Annotated in this window: 16 protein-coding genes and 1 pseudogene; 11 read left to right on the top strand and 6 right to left on the bottom strand. The window is 66.2% G+C overall.

The window, feature by feature from the left end; translation table 11 throughout:
• Positions 1-17: 17 nt before the first annotated feature.
• Both mtnA and der read left to right on the top strand, forming a co-directional pair.
• Positions 18-1,118: an S-methyl-5-thioribose-1-phosphate isomerase gene (mtnA, locus tag L21SP4_RS11485; RefSeq protein ID WP_082116734.1), complete on the top strand. Its 1,101-nt coding sequence runs from the start codon at positions 18-20 to the stop codon at positions 1,116-1,118.
• The gene (gene der / locus L21SP4_RS11480; protein WP_052882783.1) at positions 1,111-2,490 is read left to right on the top strand and encodes a ribosome biogenesis GTPase Der; all 1,380 of its coding nucleotides are present in this window, start codon (positions 1,111-1,113) and stop codon (positions 2,488-2,490) included. Before mtnA ends, der begins: the two co-directional genes overlap by 8 nt.
• Before the next feature lie 12 nt (positions 2,491-2,502).
• Here der and coaD read toward each other — a convergent pair whose 3' ends face one another.
• Together coaD and rsmD are read right to left on the bottom strand one after the other, a co-directional pair.
• Entirely contained in the window at positions 2,503-2,991 is a 489-nt protein-coding gene (gene coaD, locus L21SP4_RS11475) for a pantetheine-phosphate adenylyltransferase (protein ID WP_052882782.1), read from the bottom strand.
• Entirely contained in the window at positions 2,988-3,545 is a 558-nt protein-coding gene (gene rsmD, locus L21SP4_RS11470; protein WP_052882781.1) for a 16S rRNA (guanine(966)-N(2))-methyltransferase RsmD, read from the bottom strand. The genes coaD and rsmD overlap by 4 nt, the downstream gene beginning before the upstream one ends.
• A gap of 162 nt (positions 3,546-3,707) precedes the next feature.
• On the opposite strand from rsmD, the gene uvrA reads away from it, so the two are divergent.
• From uvrA to L21SP4_RS11440, 6 genes are read left to right on the top strand one after another with little or no spacing between them, the layout of a single operon-like run.
• On the top strand, positions 3,708-6,548 hold the full coding sequence (uvrA, locus tag L21SP4_RS11465; RefSeq protein ID WP_052882780.1) for an excinuclease ABC subunit UvrA: 2,841 nt from the start codon (positions 3,708-3,710) through the stop codon (positions 6,546-6,548).
• Entirely contained in the window at positions 6,545-9,037 is a 2,493-nt protein-coding gene (locus tag L21SP4_RS11460) for a tetratricopeptide repeat protein (protein ID WP_052882779.1), read from the top strand. The genes uvrA and L21SP4_RS11460 overlap by 4 nt, the downstream gene beginning before the upstream one ends.
• A gap of 38 nt (positions 9,038-9,075) precedes the next feature.
• Entirely contained in the window at positions 9,076-9,714 is a 639-nt protein-coding gene (locus tag L21SP4_RS11455; protein WP_052882778.1) for a MotA/TolQ/ExbB proton channel family protein, read from the top strand.
• 30 nt (positions 9,715-9,744) lie between these two features.
• Entirely contained in the window at positions 9,745-10,197 is a 453-nt protein-coding gene (locus tag L21SP4_RS11450) for an ExbD/TolR family protein (RefSeq protein WP_052882777.1), read from the top strand.
• Positions 10,194-10,952: a hypothetical protein gene (locus L21SP4_RS11445; protein ID WP_144413855.1), complete on the top strand. Its 759-nt coding sequence runs from the start codon at positions 10,194-10,196 to the stop codon at positions 10,950-10,952. The genes L21SP4_RS11450 and L21SP4_RS11445 overlap by 4 nt, the downstream gene beginning before the upstream one ends.
• Positions 10,949-11,179, top strand: a complete 231-nt coding sequence (locus L21SP4_RS11440; RefSeq protein WP_052882775.1) for a hypothetical protein — start codon at positions 10,949-10,951, stop codon at positions 11,177-11,179. Before L21SP4_RS11445 ends, L21SP4_RS11440 begins: the two co-directional genes overlap by 4 nt.
• Positions 11,180-11,295: 116 nt before the next feature.
• Here L21SP4_RS11440 and L21SP4_RS12605 read toward each other — a convergent pair.
• The 4 genes and pseudogenes from L21SP4_RS12605 to recN form a co-directional block, all read right to left on the bottom strand.
• Positions 11,296-12,093: pseudogene (locus L21SP4_RS12605) on the bottom strand (transposase); the annotation flags it as partial.
• A 30-nt stretch (positions 12,094-12,123) separates the two neighbouring features.
• Entirely contained in the window at positions 12,124-12,885 is a 762-nt protein-coding gene (locus L21SP4_RS12600) for a transposase (RefSeq protein ID WP_074041416.1), read from the bottom strand.
• Between the two features lie 289 nt (positions 12,886-13,174).
• The gene (locus L21SP4_RS11430; protein WP_052882774.1) at positions 13,175-14,053 is read right to left on the bottom strand and encodes a helix-turn-helix domain-containing protein; all 879 of its coding nucleotides are present in this window, start codon (positions 14,051-14,053) and stop codon (positions 13,175-13,177) included.
• 61 nt (positions 14,054-14,114) lie between these two features.
• The gene (recN, locus tag L21SP4_RS11425; RefSeq protein WP_052882773.1) at positions 14,115-15,794 is read right to left on the bottom strand and encodes a DNA repair protein RecN; all 1,680 of its coding nucleotides are present in this window, start codon (positions 15,792-15,794) and stop codon (positions 14,115-14,117) included.
• 178 nt (positions 15,795-15,972) lie between these two features.
• Between recN and L21SP4_RS11420 the strand changes: the two genes are divergently transcribed.
• The 3 genes from L21SP4_RS11420 to L21SP4_RS11410 all read left to right on the top strand — a co-directional run bounded on the left by L21SP4_RS11420 (position 15,973) and on the right by L21SP4_RS11410 (position 20,636).
• Complete coding sequence (locus tag L21SP4_RS11420) at positions 15,973-17,298, top strand: MiaB/RimO family radical SAM methylthiotransferase (RefSeq protein ID WP_052882772.1); 1,326 nt, start codon at positions 15,973-15,975, stop codon at positions 17,296-17,298.
• A 7-nt stretch (positions 17,299-17,305) separates the two neighbouring features.
• A complete protein-coding gene (locus L21SP4_RS11415) occupies positions 17,306-19,021 on the top strand; it encodes a hypothetical protein (protein ID WP_052882771.1) in 1,716 nt (571 codons plus the stop codon).
• Positions 19,022-19,100: 79 nt separating this feature from the next.
• Complete coding sequence (locus L21SP4_RS11410) at positions 19,101-20,636, top strand: sulfatase family protein (protein WP_052882770.1); 1,536 nt, start codon at positions 19,101-19,103, stop codon at positions 20,634-20,636.
• Positions 20,637-20,667: the final 31 nt, after the last annotated feature.

The raw sequence follows: 20,667 nt of genomic DNA, 5'->3' as shown, positions 1-20,667 counted from the left end.
CAACAAGGCCGAACTATATGCTCGATCCGGTGCGATGGAAAACACGGAGCGGGGAAATTCTCGCCGCGCGGCCCGCCGCCGGCGGCGAGGTCCCTCCCGGCGTACTGCGGATTATCGATCAGACCCTGCTGCCGGGTCGGCTCGTCTATCTCGACCTCGAGCGCGCGGAAGACATCGCGGACGCCATCCGCCGCCTGGCGGTGCGCGGCGCGCCGGCGATCGGCTGCGCCGCGGCCCTCGGTCTCGCGGCCGCGATGCAGACGGTCCGCAGCGGCGGCGCGGACTACCTGCGCAGTCTGCGTGAGCGGGCCGCGCGGCTCGAAGCAACCCGCCCCACCGCCGTGAATCTGGCCTGGGCGCTGCGGCGCTGCACCGCGGTGATCGGGGCGGCGATCGGCGACGCGCCGGATTCGAACGCGGAGGAACTCAATGCGAGGCTGCGCGCGGAGGCCCTGGATATACTGGAGGAGGACATCCGCATGTGCCGTGCGATCGGCGAACACGGTCTTCCGTTCCTGCACGCAGGGGCGCGGGTGCTGACGCACTGCAATGCCGGCGCACTGGCGACCGGCGATTACGGTACGGCCACGGCGCCGCTCTATCGGGCTCACGAAAAGGGATGGAAGCTCAGCGTCTATGCCGGCGAGACCCGCCCGCTGCTGCAGGGCGCGCGGCTCACGGCGTGGGAACTCGGACGCGCGGGGCTCGACGTGACGGTGCTCTGCGACGGGGCCGCGCCGGCGCTGATGCGCGAACAGGGGGTCGATCTGGTGATCACCGGCGCCGACCGGATCGCCGCAGACGGGACCGTCGCCAATAAGATCGGCACCTACGGACTCGCCCTCGCCGCGCAGCACCACGGCATCCCGTTCTACGTCGCCGCACCGTATTCGACCTTCGACCCGGACCTCGAAGACGGAGAGGCCATCCCGATCGAGCAGCGCGGCGCGGAGGAGGTGACCCGCTGCGGCGGCTTTGCGGTCGCACCGGAAAACGCCGGCGTCTGGAATCCCGCCTTCGATCTCACTCCCGCCGGCCTGATCCGCGCGTGGATCACCGACCGCGGCACCGCCCGGAACCCAAAAGAACTCAAAACACTGTGTTCGGACCATGAATAATCAGACGACGGAACAGCAGCACGATGGCGCGGCCCCCGCGCGCAACACGGTCGCGATCGTGGGCCGCCCGAACGTCGGCAAGTCGGCGATCTTCAACCGGCTGGCCGGCCGCCGGATCGCGATCGTCCACGAGATGTCGGGGGTCACCCGCGACCGGCTGGCCTGCGAGATCTCCTGGGAGGGAAGGCGGTTCGAGCTGATCGACACCGGCGGGCTGGAGCGTGTCGACGCGGCGCGTAACCGCGATGAGATTGCCTCCGGCATCCATCACCAGGTGCAGGTGGCGATCGAGGACGCCGCCGTGATCGTGCTGGTCGTGGACCTGACCGTGGCGGTTGCGCCCCTGGATGAAGAAGTCGCGTCTCTGCTGCGCCGCAGCGGCCGACCCGTGGTCGTCGCCGCCAACAAGGCCGACGATCCGCGCCGCGATGACTGGGCGGCGGAATACGAGCGGCTGGGATTTCACGTGTACCCCGTCTCCGCCCTGCACGGCCGGGGGTTGTACGACCTGATGGAAGAGGTCACGGCGTCGCTGCCGGATATCCCGTCGCGCGAAGAGGAGGAGGCGCTGCGGGTTACGGTGGCGGGACGCCCGAATGCGGGCAAGTCCTCATACCTCAACCGGATCCTCGAAGACGAGCGGCTGATCGTGTCGGAGGTCCCCGGCACGACCCGGGACGCCATCGAGGTACCGTTCACGATCGGCGACGGCGCGGGGGCGCGGCGCTACCGGCTGATCGACACCGCCGGCGTGCGCAATCCGAAGCGGCGCCGCGATGCCGTCGAGATGTTCGGCTGGATGCGCACCGCCGAGAGCATCCGGCGCGCCGATGTCGTAGTGCTGCTGATGGACGCCACGGAGGGACCGCGCAAGCAGGACAAGCGGATCGCCGCCGAGGCGATCGAAGCGCGTAAGGGCATCCTGGTCCTCGTCAATAAATGGGATCTGGCCGAGGGCACGGAGGTGACCCGCGAGAGCTACGCCGCCGAGGTGAAGAAGGCGGTGCCCTTCCTGGATTTCGCGCCGCTTCTGTTCGTCTCCGCGCTCACCGGCGCAGAGGTGAGGGAAAGCCTTGACGCCATCGACTACGTCGCCGCGCAGGTTGAGACGCAGATCACGACCGGCGTGCTGAACCGGGTCATTCGCGACGCCGTCGAGCGCAACGCCCCGCCCGCGTCGGGGAATCGTCGGCTCAAGATCTTCTACGCCGTCCAGACGGGGACGCGCCCCGTGCGCATCCGCTTCTTCGTGAACGACCCGAAGCTCGTCGGTCACGGCTACCGCCAGTATCTCACGAACCGCCTCCGCGCCGCCTTCGGTCTCGAAGGCGCGCCGGTCGTCCTCCAGTTCTCCGCCCGTACCCGGGAATAGGCGTATAACTGTTCACTCCGCCGCGCGGAACTTGGCTTCCAGCGCGCGGGCGACGGGGTCGGGCACGAAGCGCCGGGTGCAGCCGCCCATCGAGGCGATCTGGCGGATGTTGCTCGAGGTGACGTAGCTGTACTCCGGCGAGGGCATCAGGAAGAGGGTCTCGATATCCGGCGCCATCTTGCGGTTGGTCAGCGCCATCTGGAATTCGTACTCGAAATCGGAGAACGCGCGCAGCCCCCGCACCAGCACGCGGCATCCCTTTTCGCGGGCGTACTCCACCAGCAGCCCGTCGAAGGCGTCCACCTCCACCCGCTCAATGCCCGCGACCGCCTCGCGGACGATCCCGGTCCGTTCTTCGATAGAGAACAGCGGATCCTTGCCCGCGTTGCGGGCCACGGCGACCACGAGGCGCTCGAAGATATCCGCGGCGCGGAGGACGACATCGATATGGCCCTCGGTGATCGGATCGAAGGTTCCGGCATAGATGGCGCATCTCTTCACGCTATTTCCTCCGTTCGGCGGATGACCGTGATCCGGGCGTCGCCGTAGGTCCTCTCCATGACCGCCCGCCAGGGCGCCTCCACCCGCACCGGATCGTCCGCCGCCGTTTCGAGCACCACCAGGCCACCCGCGGCGACCATAGGCGTCCGGGAGAGTGCGGACAAGGTCTTTTGCGCGAGTGCTTTCCGGTAAGGCGGATCGGCGAGGACCAGGTCGAAGGCCGCGCCCTGCCACGTCTCCAGGAACCGCTCCGCGGAGCATCGGTGCGCTTTTACCGCCGGCCGCGCCTCTGCGGGAATCAGCGCATCCAGATTGGAGTTCAGGGACTGAAATACGCGCCCGTTTTTCTCCACGAAACGGACTTCCTTCGCGCCGCGGCTCCACGCCTCGAGTCCGAATGCGCCGGAACCGGCGAACAGGTCGAGTACGCGCGCGTCTTCGACCCGGTCGCCCAGCGACGAAAACAGCGCCTCCCGGACCCGCTCCTGGGTGGGCCGGATACCCTCCGGCGCGCCGAAGCGCCGCCCCCCGAGTTTTCCGCTCACAATGCGCATGCCGCCACCCTAACGCATTTCTCCGCGCGGCGCACGCCGGCATAAACTTCCGGTCTCTTTCCGTTCACCTCCGGGCCGACGCCGTCTTTGCGCGAGGGTCTTCGCTTCCGGTGCCGGAGCGCGATATGATACAATACCGCACCTTTTCGAGGAGAATATGAGATGCCGCCGCAGGACATCGCCGTGCATGGGGCACGGGAACACAACCTGAAGAACATCACCGTTCGCCTTCCACGAAACAAGCTGACCGTGGTCACGGGACTGAGCGGATCGGGCAAGTCGTCGCTGGCCTTCGACACCGTGTACGCCGAGGGGCAGCGGAAATACGTCGAGAGCCTCTCCGCCTATGCGCGCCAGTTTCTCGAACAGATGCAGAAACCCGCGGTGGAGCGGATCGACGGTCTTTCGCCTGCGATCTCGATCGAGCAGCGCACCGCCGGCGGCAACCCGCGATCGATCGTGGCGACCACGACGGAGATTCACGATTACCTCCGGCTGCTCTTCGCCCACATCGGCACTCAGCACTGCTGGCAGTGCGGGCGGGCGGTGACCCGCCAGACCGCGGAGGACATCGTCGAACAACTGCTGGCGCTCGAAGACGGTACGCGCGCGGTTCTCCTCGCCCCGCTCGTCCAGGGGCGCAAGGGCGGGCATGAAGAGGTGTTCAGCGAAATCCGCCGGCAGGGCTACGTGCGCGTGCGGCTGGACGGGGAGATCGTGGAACTCGACGAGGTGCCGCGTCTCGACAAACGCCGCAAGCATTCCATCGAGACCGTCGTCGACCGGCTCGTGATCCGCGAGGGGATACGCGGCCGGCTCGCCGATTCCGTCGAGACGGCCCTCGCGCTCGGGGAGGGCCAGATGACCGCGCGGATCGGCGGGAAGCAGCGCGAACAGGAGGAGCGGCTCTTTTCGGAGAAAAACGCGTGCCTGCACTGCGGATTGAGTTTTCCGCCCGTCGCCGCGCGCAACTTCTCGTTCAACAGCCCCTACGGGGCCTGTCCGACCTGTCACGGGCTCGGGACGATGCTTACCTTCGACGAAGATCTCGTCGTTCCCGACAAGTCGGTGCCGCTGGAGAAGGCCATTCACCCCTGGCGGCGCGGGGGGCGGCGGATGATTATCTATTACAAGCGGCTGCTGCGCTGCCTGGCGGACCATTACGGGATCGACCTCGATACCCCGTACGAGGATCTCCCGGAACGTTTTCACGCCATCCTGCTCCACGGGTCGGGTGACGAAGAGATCGAATTCGCCATGTGGCGCCGCGGGCGGAACCACCGCTACGCCAAGCCCTTCGAAGGCGTGCTGCCCAACCTGCGGCGGCGCTACGAGGAGACCGAGAGCGACTATCAGCGCCAGCGGCTGCGCGGCTATATGACGCGCCAGCACTGCACGGACTGCGACGGCGCCAGGCTGCGGCCCGAGTCGCTGGCCGTCCGGGTGGGGGGAAGCAACATTCGTGAAGTCCTCGCGCTGCCGGTGCGTGATGCGGGGGCTTTTTTCGAGGGTCTGGAGCTGAGCGGGCACGAGGCGCGGATTGCCGGCGAGATTCTGAAGGAGATCCGCGAGCGGCTCCGGTTTCTGATCGATGTCGGCCTGGACTACCTCACGCTCGACCGCGAGAGCGGCACGCTCTCGGGCGGCGAGGCGCAGCGGATCCGACTCGCCACGCAGATCGGCTCCCGGCTCGCGGGGGTGCTCTACGTGCTGGACGAACCCTCGATCGGTCTGCACCAGCGCGACAACCTGCGGCTGATCGAGACCCTGCGCGAGCTGCGCGACGTCGGCAATACCGTCGTCGTGGTCGAACACGACGAGCAGACGATCCTTTCCGCCGACCACCTGATCGACCTGGGACCCGGGGCGGGCGAACACGGCGGCGAGGTCATGTACCAGGGCAACCCGGAGGGGCTCCGGGAGGTCGCGGCCTCCGCGACGGCCCAGTACCTCAACCGCGAACGCGAGATCGGGGTCCCGGAATTCCGCCACGAGCCGGAACGGGGGTATGTGACCGTGCGCGGGGCGAGCGAGAACAACCTCAAGGATGTCGATGTGGATATTCCGGTCGGACTGTTCACCTGCGTGACGGGGGTCTCGGGCAGCGGCAAGAGCACGCTGGTCGACGACATCCTGCGCCGCGCGCTGAACCGTCACTTCCACGGCTCGCGGGAGCGTCCCGGCGCGCACCGCGGCATCGAGGGGCTGGAGGCCATCGACAAACTGATCGTGATCGATCAGTCGCCGATCGGCCGCACGCCGCGCAGCAATCCGGTGACGTACACCGGCGCGTTCACGTTTATCCGCGGACTGTTCGCGAAGCTCCCCGCCTCGCAGATGCGCGGATACGGTCCGGGGCGATTCAGCTTCAACGTCAAGGGCGGACGCTGCGAGCGCTGCCGCGGCGACGGCATGCTCAAGATCGAAATGCACTTCCTGCCCGATATCTACGTCCCCTGCGAGCAGTGCGCCGGCCGGCGGTACAATAAAGAGACGCTGGACGTCCGCTACAAGGGCCGGAACATCAACGACGTGCTCGAGATGACCGTCGAAGAGGCGCTGGATTTCTTTTCCGCCGTGCCTTCGCTGGCGCGCAAACTCCGTACGCTCTCCGAGGTGGGTCTCGGCTACATCCGGCTGGGGCAGCCGGCGACCACGCTCTCCGGCGGCGAGGCGCAGCGGATCAAGCTGGCGACCGAGCTGAGCAAGCGATCGACCGGCAGGACGCTGTACCTGCTCGACGAGCCGACGACGGGGCTGCATTTCGCCGACGTGCACAAGTTGCTCGAGGTGCTCGAGCGGCTGCGGGACGAGGGCAACAGCGTGCTGGTGATCGAGCATCATCTCGACGTGATCAAGCGCGCCGATTATATTGTCGACCTGGGACCGGAGGGAGGCGAAGGCGGAGGACAGGTAGTGGCCGCGGGCCCGCCGGAGGAGGTCGCCGGATCGGCGGACTCATACACCGGCCGCTACCTGCGGGAGGTGTTACGGCGAACATGATCCGCACGGGCTTCAGGCTGTTTCTGTTGATCCTCGCGGCCGCGGCGGTCGCGCATGCTGAACCGTCGGCGCGCGAGGGGCGCATCCGCGCGGCGCTGGAGGACGGGCTCTACGACGTCGCCGCCCGGCAGTCGCGCGAAGCGATGCGCACCGCGGAGGACGCCGGAGACAGGCTTCGGTTCCGGATTCTGCACGCGCGGGCGATGCTGGGGCTTGGGGATGCGGCGCAGGCGTTCGAGAACCTGCCCGCGGTCGATGCGGCCGCGGAGGCGGGCGTGGCGCCGGAGGCCGCCTACTGGCGCGCCGCGGCGCTGCTGGAGGACGGGCGCCCCGGCGAGGCGCTTGAATGTCTGGACCGGCACGGCGGCGTGCTTGCGGATTCCGGCCGACTCCCGGACGCCCGGCGCCTCCGCTTCAGGGCCCTGCGGCGGGCGGGGCGGACGGAGCGGGCGGAGGCGACGCTGGCCGGATTCATTGACGACCGTTCCGGGGATGTGACGGCCGGAGACCGCCTCGCCCTTGCGGAAGTCCGCATCGAACTCGGGCGCTACGGGCCGGCGCGCGAGGTGCTGGAGCAGGTGCGGGAGCAGTACAGCGGCCGGGAGGAAGCGCGCGAGGCCCTGCTTCTGCTGGCGGAGCTCGAGTTGCGCCAGGAAGATGCGCGTCTGAACGACTCCACGAGGGCCTCGCTCTCAACCATGGCCGGCCGCGAGGACGGGCTGCCCCGCCGCAGAATCCGGGCGCTCTGTTTTCTCGCGGAGGATGACCGCCGCGCCGAACGTTACGAGGAGGCCCTGGGCCGGCTCGATCGGGCCGGCGGGCTGTTCGCCGATCCTGCGCAGCGGCTCCGGCTCAGGAAGCTGCGCGCGAAGATTCTTGCGGACTCGGGGCGGGCGCCCGAGGCGCTGGACCTCCTGAAAGAGGCCATCGCCGGAGCCGCCGATAAGAACATCGCCGCCGAGCTGCAGACCGTGCGCGGCGATCTGCTCTATGCGCGGGAGGAGTACGCCGAAGCGCTGGACGCCTACCAGGCGGTGCTGGACGTGACCTCCGCGCCCGCGGGCCGGCTCTATTACAACAAGGCCTGGTGTCTATGGTATCTGCAGCGTTACGCTCAGGCCACCCCGGCGTTCGAAGAGGCCGCCCGCGCCCTGGAGGGCGCCGAAATGCGCGCCCGTGCCTGGTTCAAGGCCGGCGATGCCCTCTTCCGGCGCGGGCAGTACGAAGAAGCCCGGACGCGCTACCTCAAAGCCGCCGAGGCGGTTCAGGGAGGGCCGCGCGTCCCGCAGGCCCTCTATCAGGCCCATCTGTCCGCGGCTCGCGCCGGCGCGCGGGAAGAGGCGCTGGAGGGGTTCAGGGAGCTGGCGGCACGCTATCCCGACCACCCTCTGGCCGGACGTGCGCGTCTGCGCATCGGGGATATTCAGTCGGAAAAAAACGACTGGGAAAAGGCCCTGGAGACCTACACCGCACTCGCGGAGTCGGCAAAAGACGCCTCGGTGGCGGCGGAGGCCATGAAACAGCGCGGCCTGCTTCTGTACCGGCACAACCGATTCGAGGAGGCCCTGGAGGTCTTCGATGCGGTGCGCGATGAGCATCCCGGAAGCGAGGCTGCCGAGCGGGCCTTTTTCATGCGCGGATTCTGTCACCTGCTGCTGGGGAACCCGGAGCGGGCCCTGGAGATATGCCGCGAGTTCGCCCGGCGTTTCCCGGAGTCGGCATGGGCGCCGGAGGTCACCTTCTGGATCGGCGAGTACTACTTCAACCACCAGGATTACGCCGCCGCCCGGGAGTCGTTCGAAAAGCTCGCCGATCAGGCGGAGGGGCACGAACTGGTCGATGACGCCTTATACTGGTCCGGCCGTGCCGCCGCGGCCCGCGGCGAATTCCGCGCCGCCGTGAAACTGTTCAGCCGGCTGGCCGGGCAGTTCCCCGAAAGCGAGCAGCTGCCCGGGGCGCGATTTGCGCAGGGCGACGCCCTGACCGAACTCGGAGAATTTCCGCGGGCCATCCTCGCGTTCGAAGAGGTGATCCGCGAGTATCCGGACCACTACCTCGCCGACGCGGCCTGGGGCCGCAAGGGCGATTGTCAGTTCACGCTGGGGGCGGACGATCCCGCCCGCTATCGCGAGGCACGCGATTCGTACCGGATGATTCTGAAGAGTGCCTCCGCATCATCCGTGCTCCGCCTCCAGGCCGAGTACAAGATCGGGCGTTGCGAAGAGAAACTCGGTCACCGGACGGAAGCCGTGTCGCACTACATGAACGCGGTCTACAGCTATCTCTCCGACGAGGTTCCGCCCACTCCCGACGCCGTGCTCTGGTTTACGCGGGCGGCCTTCAACGCCGCGACGGTGAAGGAGCGACAGGAGGAGTGGCGACAGGCCGTGAAGGTTTATGAGCGCGTGGTCGAGGCGGGCGTGCCCGCCGCCGAGGAGGCGGCGAAGAGGATTGGCCGCATCCGCCTCGAACACGTATGGTTGTTCTGAATTCAGTCCGCAGGAGTCACCGGAAAGGCGGAGTTAAAATGGAATTCTTCATCGGACATGCCGGCGCGCTGGGGTGGCTGATCGCGACCGCCGCCGTGGCGGCGCTCGCCCTGTTTTTCGAGCGCCTCTTCCACCTTCATCGCGCCGAGATCAAGACGGAAGATTTTCTGAGCGGCATCAAGACGATCGTGCAGCGCGACAATCTTCCGGAGGCCGTGAAGATGTGCGACCAGACCCCGGGTCCCGTGGCGTACGTGACCCGCACCGCTCTGCTCCACCACAACAGCGAGCGGGACGCGCTCGTTCGCGCGGTGGAGGACGCCGGGCTTGAAGAGGTTCCCCGCCTGGAACGGAGGCTGAGGACCCTCATGACCCTCGCGCAGATCAGCCCGCTGCTCGGCCTGCTCGGGACGGTGGTCGGGCTGGCCCAGTCTCTGATGATCATGGAGCAGAATGCGCCCCTGGTGCACATGGGGGATGTGACCGGCGGAATCTGGCGCGCGCTGCTCACGACCGCGGCCGGCCTCCTCGTGGCCATCCCGGCCTACGCCGGCCATAACCTGCTGCTCTCGCGCATCGAACGCCTGGTGATGGATATGGAACAGGCGGCGGCGGAGATGATCCGCTTTCTCGAAGAGCGCAAGAAGAACCGGGGGGATGGTCAGGGCGAGCGTTAGAGGCGAAAGCGGAATCAGGCCGGAAATCTCATGGAAATCCCGACCTACAATCTGAGACATGAACTCAGGCGCCATTTCCTCCGGCGGCGGCGGACGCAGGGCTGGAGTATTTTCGCCACGGCGGTGTTCGACGCCGCGCTGCTGCTCGTGGCGTTCCAGTTTCTTACCGCTCCGTACGTGCTTCAGCCCGGGATGCGGATCAGTCTTCCCGAAGCGCCCTTCGCGGACGGCGCAAAATTCGATGCCGCGGTGCTGACGGTCACCCGCGAAGGATGGATTTTCTTCGACGATGAGCGGGTTACGCTCGAAGGGCTCTCCGATGCGTTCGCGCGACGCGTGCAGGCCGATCCCGAAACGGAACTGATCGTCGAGGCGGACCGGAATACGCGGCACGCGCGGCTGACCGAGGTGTTCAACCGCGCGCGCGCCGCAGGCATCCGGGATATCGTCATCGCCACCCGCCAGCCTTCGGAAGTGAGATGAACATGGAGGCCGGGAAAAGCCGTCGCAGCGGGCGAGGATGGGTGCTCCCCGCCGCAGCCGGGCTCGCCCTGCTGATCCATCTGGCCCTCGGCATGGCCTTTGACATCCGGATGCGTCGATCGGTACGCCCGGTCTATCGCAGGCTGCACATAGTCCACGCGCCGCGGAACGGAACCCCTGATGCACACAGCCCCGTGGCCGCCGCACGCACCCTGGGGTCGCCGGTGCTCTTTTCGCTCCCATCGCGCTACGGATTCAGCCGGCGATTCCTTGAAAGCGGGCAGGAGGGCGCCCGTCTGGGCGAGGAGCGCAAGGCCGAGGCGACGGCGTTCCTCGAGGCGGCGGCGGGGCCCGCGTCGTACTTGTTCCTCCATGACTTCCAAAGGAGGCCGGCGGGGGCTTACCTTCCGGAACCCGCATCCGCGTCTGACCTGATCCATCTCCCGCGCCGTAAGGATCGCATCGACAGGATTCTGCCCCCGGCCGAGGCGGCGGCACTGCGGCACAGCCCTGCTCTTGAGCCCTTCCGGCGAATCCCCGGCCCGTGGGAATTCACCGTCCGGCTGCGGTTGGATGCGAGCGGGCGTGTAAGCAACGTATTTCTCGATTCCCCGGAAAAGCGATCTGGAGAACTGGCGACCCTGGCGATGTCGGTTCTGCGCCGGATGCGGTTCGATCCTGCGGCGGGTATGCGAACCGCGCACATGAGGCTCTACCGAACGGGTGCGGGGAGCGGAAACGGGGAAGATTCATGATCGAGTGCACCCTCGGTCAATTCTGTGCCCTTGTGCTGGGCACCGCACTCGTCAGTCTCGTGCTGGTCGCCCTGTTCTACGAATGGCGTGACGGTCGCCGCGAAAAAACCGCCCACCAGCACGTCTATCGCTGTGAGCGCTGCGCCCGGGTTTACGTCGGTTCCCGTACCCGCACCGTCGCCAAGTGTCCCCGTTGCGGCGCCATGAACGAAGCCATCCGGACCTGAGCGGGATCGTGATGCACTTCGGCTCTACTGAAATTTTTGGTTATTCGTGGATTTTTATGGACGGGTTCCCGGGAAAGGTGGGATGCGGGAGATCGTAAGGGGAGAGAGAATGGGATTCACCATAAAGAGCATGAAGGGGTGAACATAATCCGTGGGGATGTCCCGAATCCTGTTGAAACTCGTTGGCGGTCTCGGTCTTCATTTCGATGTAGTTCCTTGTCATTCACTTGTCCAGTCCCTGTTCGGCAGTTCGCTTCGCTCTCTGCCTGGGGGTGAGGCGTCGTGGAGTGGAGCCCGTTCCCGCCGGAGGCGGGATGGCCCGGAGGGCCAAGGGCGGAGCGGAGCGACGCCTCAACAGCTTCCGATGGCCAGCCCAGGGATTTCAAAAGCACCGGGATCTGACGATAGCCTTTGATTCGACGGAACCCTTTCTCGGCCCTCAGAAGCGAATAGGCCAGCCAGCGTTCCGCCTGATCCGTCTCTGCGCGCCAACGCTTCACCCGCCCGATTTTTGCGCGTGTGTTTCGGAACGGGTTCTCGATGCAGTTTGTGTTCGTCAACGTGGTGTGTAGAGTGGACGGCGCATTCAGCTTGTGAACCGTAATGAGCTCCTCACCGGCCTCGTGCAGGGATTCCAGGGCCTTGTGGCTGTGCCGGCTCAGAAAGCGTTCCAGATCGGCGAGTGCTTCACGTCCGGCTTCTTCGCCTTCCACGGAGCGGAGACGCTTGAAAACGTCGCTCACGCTGCCGTGATGACGCCTGGAGAGACAACGCTTAATATTTCGTTCCTTATGCACCAGGCATCGTTGAATGCGCGCTCGCGGAAAATGCTTCAAGACGCTGTTATGAAGTGCCCGAGAACCGTCGAGAACCGCCAACGGATCGCCCTCGAACTCAAGACCGCGGTGGACAAGCCGGTCGAGCCAGCGATTCTCATTATGGCTTCACCCTTTTCGGTCGGGGTGGCACCCGACCCTCCCAGTGCCCGAAAATGCGTCGGATATCGACTCGGGAGGGACGGCTGCCACGCCGTCCGCGGTCGGAATGCGGCCATAATGAGAACGGCTGCGGTCGAGCAATGCGTCACACACTTCTGTCGATTCCTGTGCGCCTATTTCAAAATCCAGCATAACTTTGCGGCCGTCCAGCGTAATGCCCAGCCCCACAATGGCGCTGAGATCCTCGGACAGTACAATGCCGTCCAGCAGCATGCAGAAGAACCTCTCGGACTTCAGGTCGCGGTCACGGAGCTTCTGTATGCGCTGTCGGCCCTCGACAATCCAGGCGCGGGAAACCCTGCTGCGTCCGGGCGCTGAATCGGGATACAAGGTTTTCTGATCACGTGAACTGACTCCGGCAGCTGTGGCACGCAAGATACGGTCACGAAGGTCGTCGGCCCTGTTGACCGCGTCGTAACTTTTAAGCCTGACCTCCTTCGATGTGTCTGCCTCATGGCGACGTACACGCGGCTTGCGGATCTCCTCATCAATACCGTCAATTCGAAGTCCTACGCGGGTTCCGCCGGCACGTCGGCAGCCTCTGTCCCCTGCCGGCTTGTAGGCCGGACCACACAATTCTGTGACCTCTTCAGCCAGAATATCGGCGATCAGGGTTCGCATTTCACCACGCAGCCAGTCACGGAAAACATCTCCTGCTGCAGACGGTTCAACTTGTCCAAGGGCTTCAAGGACGCTATTGTCACTCATGGCGGTCTCCTTTCGGGTTGGTTTGCCCCGAGCGTCCAACATGGACGCTCAGGAGACCGCCTTCAAGTTTCAACAGTCAACGGGACACTTCCTAATCCGTACTCGTACTCGCACTCGTACTCAGCGAAGCGGTACTCGTACTCGAATTCCTTGAACAGGGGAAGTGGGATCGCGCCTTCGGCGCTCCGAGTACGAATCATGTTCTCTGTGAATCCCGATCCCGATTCTGATTCTTACTCCCCCCCTCAACCAATATGGTTAATCCCATTCTCTCCTCGCGATCGCGACGTTACTCGCGGCACTCGCTGGGGGCACGTCCGGTCTCTTTCTTAAAAACGCGCGAAAAGTAGTAGATCGACTCGAATCCGAGCCGCTCGGCAATCTCCCCGATGGGAAGGCGTGTGCGGCGCAGCATATCGCCGGCCCTGCGAATGCGCAGGGCGCGCTGGTAGCGGCCGGGCGGCAGCCCCGTGAACTGCTTGAAAAGGCGGCGAAAAGCGGAGTAACTGAGTCCCAGCATGCAGGCGAGTTCGCGGTAATCGACGGGGGTGTCCATGTGCTCGATCAGGTAGGCGCGCGCACGGCGGATCAGTTTCTCGTTTTCGCGGTCGGCGAATTCACCACGGCGCAGGTCGGCGAGAGCGCAGGCGACGATCTGCGAGGTTTTTGCGGCGATCACGTGTTCAAATCCGTAGGGCTGGGTTTCCGTCGCCTCGGCGATCTCGAGAAACAGTCGCAGCAACTCGTCGTCCTCCCCGACCTGAATCACAGGCTTGCGCGGCGTAAATCCCGTGTGGCTCATAATACGACGCGCCTGTTCGCCGTCGAACTCCACCCAGTGCTCGTCCCATCCGGTCTCGGCGTCGGGGCGGTAGCGGTGCCATTCGCCGGGAAACAGGATGAAGAGATCGCCCGCCGAGATGCGCTGCTCGCCGCCGCGCACCGAGTCGAAGACCCCGCCCCCGCGGGTGATGTAGACGAGCGTATAGGAATCCAGGGTCCGTCCCAGCTCCCACCTGAAATGGTGATCCTCCGGGTGCTGGTGGGGCGGATACGGCGTATGGGGAGGGATCAGCGTGTATCCCGCGTCGAGCACATATAATCCCCAGTCCTGTGCCTCCGGGGTCACCGGCAGATAGCAGAACCAGGATTTGTTGCGATCCGGCATCGCCGTACATGATGGGCCAGGGCGCCGTGCATGTCGAGTGCCGGAATGTGCCGCCGCCCCCTCAGCGGGAGGCGTCGCGGGCGGATTCGAGCAGTTCGGCGGCGTGCCGACCCGCGGCGGCGCTGCGTTCCGCTCCGCCCATCATTCGCGTGATCTCGTCGACGCGCGCCTGTTCGTCGAGCGGTGCGACGGCCGTATAAGTGCGTCCGTCGCGGACGGTCTTGCGGACGGCGAGATGGGTCGTGCCGCAGGCGGCCACCTGGGCGAGGTGGGTGATGCAGAGCACCTGGTGCGTCGCGGCCACGCGTGCCAGACGGTCGCCGACCGCGTGAGCCAGTTCGCCGCCCACGTTGGCGTCGATCTCGTCGAAGACCAGCAGCGGTATCAGGTCGTGACGCGCCAGCACCGTCTTGACGGCCAGCATTACGCGTGAGATCTCGCCGCTCGAAGCGATCGCGCTCATCGGCCGCATCTCCTCGCCGGGGTTCGGCGCGAACCCGAATTCGACCGTGTCCGTCCCGTACGGCCCCGGCTCGCTCTCATGGACGGCGACGTCAAAAAAACCGTGTGGGAAGCCCAAACCCGCCAGTTCGCGGGTGATCGACTCCGACAGCCGGTCGGCGGCCTCGGCGCGCTGCCTGTGCAGCTCGACGCCGCGCCGCATCATGGTGGAGTACCGCTCCTCGATCCGCCGGTCGATCTCCGCGCGCTCCTCGTCGATCCGCTCCAGCGCCGCCAGCTCCTCGCGCCACTGTCCGGCCATCTCGAGCAGGGCGGGGACGTCCGCGCGGTGTTTGCGCTGCAGCGACTGGTAGGTGGCGAGCCGCTCCTCCAGCCACTGCATCCGCTCCGGCCCGGCCTCCATGCCCCCGGCCCGGTCGGCCACGGCGCGGCTCAGTTCCTGGACCCGGGCGGAAATCTCCTCCAGTTCCGCGCGCGACGACTCCGCCTCGGGAACGAGGCGCGCAAGGGCGTTGAGCTCGCGTTGCGCGGCCGCCAGCGCGTCGAAGGCGCACGGCTCGCCTTCCGTCAGGGCCTGGCAGGCGGTCCGGGCGTGCTGAAGCACTTCCTGTGCGTTGGCGAGCATGGTGTGCTCTTCACGGACCCGAGCCTCGTCCTCCTCCGAGAGATTCGCCTGCTCGACCTCTTCGAGCTGGTAGGAGAGAAAGTCGATCCGTTGCGAGGGATCGCCCGAGGCGCGCCGCTCCAGTTCCTCCCGCTCATCCTTCGCCTGACGCCATGCGCGGAAGGCCTCGCGGCAGGCGCGCAGCGGCTCGTCGAGCCGCCCGAAGGCGTCGAGGACCTCGCGCTGGATCTCCGGGCGGAGCAGCGACTGGTGGTCGTGCGGCCCGTGCATGTCCACCAGCAGATCGCCGATGCTCTTAAGGACCTGCAGCGTGACCGCCCCGTCGTTTACGGTGTTCTGCCCCGATCCGGAGTCGCGGATGACGCGGCGTATAATCAGCCGGCCGTCTTCGCACGGGGCGAGACCCCGGTCCTCCAGGAGGGCGTCCACGGCGGACGGGTCGTCGAGCTGAAACACGGCTTCGGCTGAGGCGCGCGTCTCGCCGGTGCGGATCATCGAGCGGTCGGCGCGCTCGCCCAGCAGCAGCTTGAGGGCTCCGATCAACAGCGACTTCCCGGCGCCGGTTTCTCCCGTGATGACATTGAGTCCGCGGCGGAACTCGATATCCGCCTCGTCGACCAGGGCCAGGTTGCGGATGCGCAGGGTATTCAGCATATCGGTACTCCGCGCGAAGAGTAGCGGATCGCCGTGCGGATGAAAACAGGATAGCGGATCTTCCGCAGAAATCAGGGGGCTCGTATAATCTTGGCGCGTTCTTTACAAACCGCGCCCTGTCGATATCGTGTTAGCTCCCGCCGGGCGCGGACCCCGGTGTAATTTGAAGGCGAGGTCCATGACCCGGACACACCACGACATAACTCAGCCGCCCGCGTCTGCCTTCGGCGGCGCCCTCCCGTTTCGTGTGCGCGTGCTCGGATGCAAGGTCAACCAGTGCGAGGCGGAGGAGATCCGCGGGGCGTTGAGCGCACGTGGGCTCAGGGAGGCGGGTCGCGGCGAAAGCACCGCGGTCGCGGTACTGCACTCGTGCGCGGTGACCGCCGAGGCGGTGCGCAAGACGCGCCAGGCCCTTCGCAGGCTGGCGAAAGAGGAGCCGGACAGGCTGCTGCTCTCCGGGTGCGCGGCCGGCGAAGCGCTTACGGGGGAACTGAAACCGGACCCCGTGCGCGTCCCTGCCGGTCCGGGGTGGAGAGAACGGTTGGAGACCGCGCTGGACGGGGCCGGACTGGGGCGTGTCGCCGGCGGGCCCGTGCGCGCCTCCGACCCGCGCCAGATCCGCGCTTTTCTCAAGATCCAGGACGGATGCGATCTCGGCTGCGCGTACTGCATCGTGCCGTCTCTGCGCGGGACGCCGCGCGACCGCCCGCCCGGGGAAGTCCTCGCAGAGGCGCGCGAACTCGCGGGCAGGGGTCATCGGGAGATCGTCGTCACCGGCATCAGCGTGGGGCTTTACGGACGGGACGGAGGATACGACCTGCGGGAGGTGCTCGATCCGCTGACCCGGATGGAGGACGTGGCGCGCGTACGCCTGAGCAGTCTCCACCCCTCTGAACTGACGGACCCGCTGCTCGAGTTCTGGTCGCGGACGGGCAAGCTGATGCCGCACGTGCACCTGCCCCTGCAGTCGGGTTCGGACGCGGTGCTCGCGGCGATGGGACGGGGGTACGACGGCGCGCAATTCCGCGCGGCGGTCGCCCGGATGCGCGCGGCGCGGGAGAATCCTGCGATCACCACGGACGTGATCGTCGGTTTTCCCGGGGAGACGGAGGCGGATTTCGCGCGGACCATGGAACTCTGCCGCGGGACGGGCTTTTCGAGGATGCACGTGTTCCCCTTCTCCGTGCGGCCGGGGACGCGCGCGGCGAAGATGGGTCGCAGGGTATCCCCGGACGAGACCGCGCGGCGGGCCGCTCGTCTGCGGGCGCTGGGGGCTGAACTGTCGGCGGCCTATCACGCGCAGTTCGAGGGCCGGGAGGTCCGCGTCCTGCTGGAACGGACCGTCGGCGAAAGCGCGTCCGGCCTTCGTCCCGCAGACTTCCGCGGAATGACCGAACGTTACGTGCCGGCGGAATGTCGTATGCGGGGAGCCGCGCGTGGACAGGTCGCCACCGTCCGGGTAAAGTCTTCGTGCGGCGAGGGTGTAACGGCGGAGGAGGTCTGAACAGGATATGCGCACGAAGATCGTACAGGGGCGGGTCGCGTTGAGCGGGTTGATGCTGATTGCAGGCGCGCTCGCCTCGCCGGGGATGCCTTCGTCCGAAGCGGTGAGGCAGGGCGTGGTCGACTTTCTTCCGAGGGAACGCCGGGAGGCGGGGATTGAAAAGATGAGCCGGTTCGTGGCCTCGGCGTTTGCCGAGCGCAGCCGGCCGGGGCGGACCGAACTGGAGCGCGCGGCGGTCATTGCCGACGCGGTCGAACTCCTCAGGCTGCTCGAAGATCACGAGGTGCCTCGTGACGTGCCCGCTTGGGTGCTGGCGGAGGAGTCGAGGCTGCGCTCGCTCGCGGGTCTCGTGAGCGAACACGACGACCGTGGCCGGATGTGGGAGATCATCACCCGGCTGTACAGGCACGATCCGGACCGGCGCGACAGCTTTGACCGGCTGATCTTTGCGATGGCCGTGGTCTGGGACCGGACCGACCGCACGCCGATCCATCACCAGATGGGGCCGCGCCCGCCGGAGTACGAGGCGCGGGTTGCGGAGCGGTACGATTATTTCCGTGACCTGTATGCCTCCGGCGGGGCGGAACAGAATTACGCGGATCTGAGCGCACGCGACCTGGTATTCGTTGTGGATACACCCGTGCCGCTGGAAGAGCTGTACTGGGCCCGGGACCGCGTCGAGGGCCGCGCCTCCAAGTGGGGCGAGAAATTCCATCAGATCAGCTATGATCATGACCGGCTTGAGGCCGAACAGTACGACTGGCCTCACGGGCGCTACGCGCTCGACGACATCTGGCGGCGCGGGGGCATCTGCGTCGACCAGGCCTTTTTCGCCGTGATGACCGCACGGGCACACGGAATCCCCGCGATCTATTTTAACGCGATGGGCCGCAGCGGCGGGCACGCGTGGTTTTCGTACATGAAGCGGCCCGAGGAATGGGAACTCGACGTGGGCCGGTACGAGAACCAGTTCTACACCACCGGGTACGCGGTCGATCCGCAGACCGACCTTCGGATGAAAGACCACGAGATCGCCTATACCTGCGAGCACGAGTTGCACACGGACAAATTCACCTGGGCGCGGCGCTGCTCGCAGGTCGCCGAACTGCTCGTGCGCGAAGACGAGCGCGGGGCGGCGCTGGGGCTGGCGCGCCGGGCGCGCGAACTGGTCGACCGCTACGAACGCCCGTGGGACATCGAACTCGAGATCCTGCGTGAACGCGGCGACCTCGACGAGCTGCAGGAGACGCTGGCCGCCAAGGCGGAGGCGTTCCGGAAGTACACGGATACCTATGTCGAAGCGGTGCGCGCCCGCGCGGGCGTGCTCCGGGAGACGGGCGGACACGAGCGTGCCCGGGAGCTTATTCGCATGCTTCTGTCCAGGGTGAGCGATGACGGCCGTGACGATCTGACGCGCGAGCTGGGACTTGAGCTGGTGCGCCACACGGCCGCGCGCGTCGGGCCGGTGCGGGCCCGCGAAGATCTGGAGAAGATGCTCGAGGATCAGGTGGAACAGGGCAGCAAGGTGTTCCCGCTGATCGAAGCCTACCTGAAACTTACGAAGGAAAGCGATCAGGCCCGCGCCGCCTTCGACTTTCTGATCGACTACGCGGCCGAGCTGCGAGAAGAGAGTGAATTGATTGCAGCTTACGATCGCCGGCTGGACCGGCTTATCGACCGCGCCCGGGAGAACCTCTCCGGAGCAGCGTCCCGACCGGAATGATGGGGAATGATTTGCCATTCAATTCTTGTAGGGGGTCCCGGGTTTCGCTAAGTTTCTATTTCTATATTGGAGGCGTTTCATGAGCAGAAAGCCGAACATCCTGCTGATATTCACGGACCAGCAGCGCTGGGACACGATCGCCGCGGGCGGAAATCCGTATGTGCGGACTCCGAATCTCGATCGGCTGGCGCGGGAGGGGGTGCGCTTCGACGCGGCCTATTCGCCCTGTCCCGTCTGTGTTCCGGCCCGCTGTTCCATGATTTACGGTCAGCATCCGGGAAATACGGGGTGCTTTGAAAACAACTTCTCCATGCCGGAGGACGGGCGGCGCAGCATGATGAGCGCGCTGACCGGCGCCGGTTACCGGACGCACGGGATCGGCAAGATGCATTTTACCCCGGATCCTCATGCGATGCGGGGATTGGAGTCGAGGGAGACGCAGGAGGAGCTGGTCGACGACGCGTCGCGCGACGACTACCTCTGTTATCTCAGGAAACAGGGCTGCGAGTATGCGATTGAGCCGTATGGTGTTCGCGGGGCGGCGTATTACGTGCCGCAGCTTTCGCCGGTGCCGCCGCAGCACCATCCGACGCAGTGGGTCGGCGACCGGACGGTGAAATGGCTCGAGGAGAACGCGGGTAAGGATCGGCCGTTTTTCCTGTTCAGCAGTTATATTCACCCTCACCCGCCGTTCTCGCCGCCGACCCCCTGGCACAAGATTCACCGCGGACCGGACATGCCGCTGCCCAATCTCCCTCCGGACATGGAGAAGCTCACCACGTACACCAACCGCATTCAAAATCGGTACAAGGGCCGTGATACCGGGCGCGACACCGCGCTGGTGCGGCTGATCAAGGCCTATTACTGGGCCTCGATTTCGTTTATCGACGCGCAGGTGGGCCGCACGCTCGAGGTGCTCGAACGGAAAGGCGAGCTGGACGACACGCTGATCGTTTTCACGTCCGACCACGGCGAGTTTCTCGGCGATTACAACTGCTTCGGGAAGCGGAGCTTCCTCGACCCGGCGGCGCGGGTGCCGATGCTATGCCGCTACCCGGCGCGTTTCGACACGGGCGCGGTCTGTCGGCGGCCGGTATCGCTGATCGACCTGATGCCGACGTTTCTCGCCGCGGCGGGCTCGGATGCGGAGGCCATGGACGGGGTGGACCTGGCGGAGATCGCGTCCGGGGCCGGCGACCGCGAATGGGTGTTCGGACAGTATCAGGACGCCCGGGCCGGGATTTACATGGCGGTCAGCGAGCGCTGGAAATACATCTATTCGGCGCCGGACGACAGGGAATTCCTCTTTGACCGCGTGCGGGACCCGCGGGAGACGCGGAACCGCGCATATAATATCGTCTGCGCCGACATCGTGCTCGATGCGCGGGCGCGCCTGCAGCGTCACCTGCGCGCGCTCCCGGGCGGGGAGAAGATCGTCGGCGACGACGGCTGGATCGCGAAGGAACCGGTCGAGCTGGCCGACGACCCCGATGCCGGCCTGATCGTGCAGGACCCCCCCTGCTTCAAAGGCCGCATTCGTATTCCCGGCTACCTGGACTCCGTTCCCGAAGAACCCGAAAGCGCGGGCGCCGACTTCGACCCGCTGCGGGACTGAACCCGTACCGTAAAAAAAGTCACGACTGCTT

This window comes from Kiritimatiella glycovorans, assembly GCF_001017655.1.
In the GTDB taxonomy this organism is placed as follows: Bacteria; Verrucomicrobiota; Kiritimatiellia; order Kiritimatiellales; family Kiritimatiellaceae; genus Kiritimatiella; species Kiritimatiella glycovorans.
The sequence above is the reverse complement of the archived record's forward strand: the minus strand, read 5'-3'. Positions and strand labels throughout refer to the sequence as shown.

Bases quoted from the DNA above. Each gene is read 5' to 3' on its own strand.
- L21SP4_RS11430 (WP_052882774.1), bottom strand. From the start codon at position 14,053: ATGCCGGATCGCAACAAATCCTGGTTCTGCTATCTGCCGGTGACCCCG.
- L21SP4_RS11415 (WP_052882771.1), top strand. From the start codon at position 17,306: ATGCGCACGAAGATCGTACAGGGGCGGGTCGCGTTGAGCGGGTTGATG.
- L21SP4_RS11455 (WP_052882778.1), top strand. From the start codon at position 9,076: ATGGAATTCTTCATCGGACATGCCGGCGCGCTGGGGTGGCTGATCGCG.
- rsmD (WP_052882781.1), bottom strand. From the start codon at position 3,545: ATGCGCATTGTGAGCGGAAAACTCGGGGGGCGGCGCTTCGGCGCGCCG.
- L21SP4_RS12600 (WP_074041416.1), bottom strand. From the start codon at position 12,885: ATGAGTGACAATAGCGTCCTTGAAGCCCTTGGACAAGTTGAACCGTCT.
- der (WP_052882783.1), top strand. From the start codon at position 1,111: ATGAATAATCAGACGACGGAACAGCAGCACGATGGCGCGGCCCCCGCG.
- mtnA (WP_082116734.1), top strand. From the start codon at position 18: ATGCTCGATCCGGTGCGATGGAAAACACGGAGCGGGGAAATTCTCGCC.
- L21SP4_RS11460 (WP_052882779.1), top strand. From the start codon at position 6,545: ATGATCCGCACGGGCTTCAGGCTGTTTCTGTTGATCCTCGCGGCCGCG.
- L21SP4_RS11440 (WP_052882775.1), top strand. From the start codon at position 10,949: ATGATCGAGTGCACCCTCGGTCAATTCTGTGCCCTTGTGCTGGGCACC.
- uvrA (WP_052882780.1), top strand. From the start codon at position 3,708: ATGCCGCCGCAGGACATCGCCGTGCATGGGGCACGGGAACACAACCTG.
- L21SP4_RS11410 (WP_052882770.1), top strand. From the start codon at position 19,101: ATGAGCAGAAAGCCGAACATCCTGCTGATATTCACGGACCAGCAGCGC.
- L21SP4_RS11445 (WP_144413855.1), top strand. From the start codon at position 10,194: ATGAACATGGAGGCCGGGAAAAGCCGTCGCAGCGGGCGAGGATGGGTG.
- L21SP4_RS11450 (WP_052882777.1), top strand. From the start codon at position 9,745: ATGGAAATCCCGACCTACAATCTGAGACATGAACTCAGGCGCCATTTC.
- recN (WP_052882773.1), bottom strand. From the start codon at position 15,794: ATGCTGAATACCCTGCGCATCCGCAACCTGGCCCTGGTCGACGAGGCG.
- L21SP4_RS11420 (WP_052882772.1), top strand. From the start codon at position 15,973: ATGACCCGGACACACCACGACATAACTCAGCCGCCCGCGTCTGCCTTC.